This window comes from Rhodopirellula sp. JB055 (genome assembly GCF_043100905.1).
Classification (GTDB): Bacteria; Planctomycetota; Planctomycetia; order Pirellulales; family Pirellulaceae; genus Rhodopirellula.
Genome location: NZ_JBICHO010000272.1, coordinates 1 through 3,653 on the forward strand (window position 1 = coordinate 1; position 3,653 = coordinate 3,653).

Consider the following 3,653-nt stretch of genomic DNA (forward strand, 5'->3'; position numbering starts at 1 on the left):
TTTCATTTGATTTGACGCATGTTCTGGAATGGTTGCCTCGTCCACTAGCCTAAAACCAAGTCCTGACAGACGACTAACTTTGTACCTCCACCACCACACGTCCGCGGTGATCACTCTGGCCCCAATTTTTCGCCGTTTCGATCACGTCGTCGAGTTGGATCTCATTGGTCATGGCTTCCAATTTTGCCAGATCCAAATCTTCCACCAAACGCTGCCACGCCTCCGATCGTCGAGGTTGTTTGCACTGAACACTGTCGATGCCGACCAACGTCACGCCTCGCAAGATGAACGGAGCCACCGTCGCGGGAAATTCCATGCCACCGGCCAGCCCACACGCGGTCACGATGCCGTCGTACTGGGTGGACGCACAAATGTTTGCAAGCGTGTGACTGCCGACGACATCCACTGCGCCCGCCCAACGTTCTTTGCCCAGCGGTTTCCCGGGCTGCGAAAAATCAGATCGCGGCAGCACTTCGCTCGCACCAAGTTCTTTTAAATAGTCCGCCGCTTCCGGACGTCCCGAAACCGCCGCGACTTCATAGCCCAGTTTCGATAGCAACCCAATCGCGACGCTGCCGACGCCTCCACCGGCACCGGTCACCAAGATCGGGCCTTGTTCGGGCGTGACACCGCCACGTTCCAACGCCATCACACACAACATTGCGGTGAAACCAGCCGTCCCGATCGCCATCGACTGACGCAGCGACAATCCCTCTGGAAGCGGCACCAACCAATCGCCCGGCACTCGAGCCAATTCGGCGTACCCGCCCCAGTGGGCTTCGCCAATTCCATAGCCCGTCACCAAAACCTCTTGGCCGACTTGATAACGATCATCGTCGCTGGATTCAACGACGCCAGCCAAATCGATTCCGGGCACCATGGGGTAGGAACGAATCACCGGCATCTTTCCCGTGATCGCCAACACGTCTTTGTAGTTGAAGCTGGACCAGTGCACTCGCACGGTCACATTGCCCTCAGGCAACTGTTGCTCATCAATGTCTTGCAACGTTGCGTTAATGTCCTTTTCGTTCTTCGTGACCAAGACGCCTCGCATGGTTCTGTTCCTCGGTGTGTGTGGGGAATGATCACAAGGTCTAGCAATGCAGATTCTCCCTTAACATCCGCCGGTCCCCAACCCGACAACGATCCATAGATTTCGCCAGCATGCCGATCGCGTCTCGCCCTGAAAAACACGGCGTTTCTGGTTTTATTGCAACAGCTCGAATAGAAGCCGCCCACCCGCTGGAATACGATGCCTCGTCTCGCTTCCCCACCCCATCTTCCCCAGATGAATCTCATGCGTTTGCCAGTTTTCGCACTCCACCTGCTTCTCGCCAGTTGCGTCGTGATCGGACATTCCTTCGGCTATGCCGACGATGCGTCTTCCCAGACACCGACGCAGTGGGAGGTCACCGAGCTTCGCTTCCAAGTCGACACACTGGCAGACAATCCGGTCGACACACCGTTCTCCGCGACCTTCACAAACGAAGCTGGGCAAACACTCAAAGTCCCCGGCTTCTACGACGGAAACCAAACTCATTGCATCCGCTTCACGCCGTCCGCCGCGGGCAAGTGGAGCTACCAAACCGCTTCGCCCAACACCGAGCTCGACGCTCAAACCGGCACGCTGAATGTTGCCGCGGCCGCCGACAAACGTCGTGGCGGAATCGAGCTCGATCCAGACAACAATCGTCAGTTCCAATTTCAAAACGGGGACCGCTATTATCCGATCGCCTTTGAATGCGATTGGCTGTTTGCACTCGACGCTGAAAACGCGGGCGACCTCCCCAAAACGCGACAGTTCGTCGACACGCTGGCCGAAAACGGATTCAACCAAGTCGTCCTGAACGTGTTTGCTTACGACGTCAAATGGGCCAAGGACGATGGCCTGGATTCCAAGTACGAATACGGCAGCCCCAACGTCTATCCGTTTGCCGGCGACAACGAATCACCTGATCATACGAAGCTCAACATCAAGTATTTCCAACGACTCGACCGAGTGATCGAATACCTCGATCAAAAGGGCATCGCCGCTCACCTGATGGTCTACGTCTGGAACAAACGCGTGAACTGGCCAGTTGCCAACTCAGACGCCGACAACCGCTACTTCGATTACGTCGTCCGCCGATACCAAGCCTACCCCAACCTGATTTGGGATATCTCCAAAGAGGCTCTCGGATACGGGCACAACGACGTCAACTACATCCACGGCCGCATCAAGCGTCTGCGTGAGTTGGATGCCTACCAACGTTTGATCACCGTGCATGACTACGGCTACTGCCGACGCTTCGCCGACAAAATTGATTTTGTCTCCGTCCAGCTTTGGCAATCCGAGCTCTACCACGTGATGCGAGAAGTCTGCAAAAACATCCCCGGCAAACCGATCCTCAACATCGAACACGGCGGCTACGAAAAAGGCCCGTACGTGGTTTTCAACGGCAACTACACCTCACCGGAAGTCTGCCTCGAACGAGCCTACCAGTGCGTCTTCGCCGGCACGTTCCCAACCCACTACTGGCAAGGCGCCGCATGGAATGTCATCGTTCCCGACATCACCGAACTCGACCCCGAAAATCGCCCGCGATTGGACTACTACCGCCACCTGCAAACCCTGGTCGAAAAGTACGACCTTGGCAATTTGATCGCCGGTAACAAACGCAGCAACGCTGGCTTCTGCCTCCACAACGGCAAGGGGCAAATCCTTTACTACGTCCCCAAAGAAAATGACTTCTTAGGACTGCGTCTGCCCAGCGAAGTCCGCGGGCAAACGATGAACGTGACCTGGTTCAATCCCTTTGACGGCACGTTCAGCGAAACGACTCAGCAGAAGATCGAACAATGGCCCGCCGTGAAGGTCCCTGGCGGAGATGGTTTCCGAATCTTGATCCTGAACCATCCCGTTGCCAGCGAGTGAATCACCTTACACGGCCACAGGAATTCGTTGCAGGAACTCGAGCGTTGCACTGGCGAACTCTTCCGGGTTGTCTTGCGGAACCCAGTGCGAGCAGTCCTTCATCGGATGCAGTTCCGCATGAGGCATGTCGTTTACCAACCGCTCTGCCGTGCTGATCGGCTGCCATTTGTCGTCTTCGCCCCACAGCAGTAGCGTCGGTTGTTGCATTTGGCCCAGACGACTGGTCAGTGGAGTGGTGTGGTTCGTGTTCAAGCTCGCCGCGTTGCGAACCAGACTCACGATTCCGTCACGTTCTTGGTATGGCGTCACGATGCCTTCCTTGAACTCTTCGGTGAGGCGTTCCGAACGAGTCAAACCGAACCGAAAACTCTCGACCAACTTTTCCGTCATCTCTTCCGGTTGCATTTTCGCGTTGCGGGGGTGTCCCATCGCGAGCATCTCATCCACGGGCCAACTGTCGTAGGCGACGCTGTTGGACAACACCATCGATCGCACCAGTTCGGGCTTTCGGTCCGCCAAGATCAGTGCCACACCGCCACCGATGTCGTGAGCAACGAAGTGGGCACTTTCGACGTCCAAATGATCCAAGAAACGCTCAATGAAGTCAGCCTGAAATTCTATCGAACGATCAAAATGGTCGCGGCGATCGGAGTAGACATAGCCAAACATGTCCGGCGCGATCACCCGGTAATGCTGAGCGAGCGTGACGATCACCTCGTGGAACAAAAACGACCACGTG

General features: G+C 56.1%; 3 protein-coding genes. 1 reads left to right on the plus strand and 2 read right to left on the minus strand.

What is annotated here, in order from left to right; all coding sequences use genetic code 11:
- Positions 1–73 precede the first annotated feature (73 nt).
- Entirely contained in the window at positions 74–1,054 is a 981-nt protein-coding gene (locus ACF8AM_RS10975) for an MDR family oxidoreductase (protein ID WP_392555678.1), read from the minus strand.
- 243 nt (positions 1,055–1,297) lie between these two features.
- Between ACF8AM_RS10975 and ACF8AM_RS10980 the strand changes: the two genes are divergently transcribed.
- Positions 1,298–2,914, plus strand: a complete 1,617-nt coding sequence (locus ACF8AM_RS10980; protein WP_392555679.1) for a DUF4038 domain-containing protein — start codon at positions 1,298–1,300, stop codon at positions 2,912–2,914.
- A 6-nt stretch (positions 2,915–2,920) separates the two neighbouring features.
- Here the strand turns inward: ACF8AM_RS10980 and ACF8AM_RS10985 are convergent.
- Positions 2,921–3,653: alpha/beta fold hydrolase (locus ACF8AM_RS10985; RefSeq protein WP_392555680.1), on the minus strand; the 733-nt coding region annotated here is incomplete at its 5' end.

Excerpts from the sequence above, each read along its gene's own strand:
- ACF8AM_RS10975 (WP_392555678.1), bottom strand. The coding sequence starts at position 1,054 with ATGCGAGGCGTCTTGGTCACGAAGAACGAAAAGGACATTAACGCAACG.
- ACF8AM_RS10980 (WP_392555679.1), top strand. The coding sequence starts at position 1,298 with ATGCGTTTGCCAGTTTTCGCACTCCACCTGCTTCTCGCCAGTTGCGTC.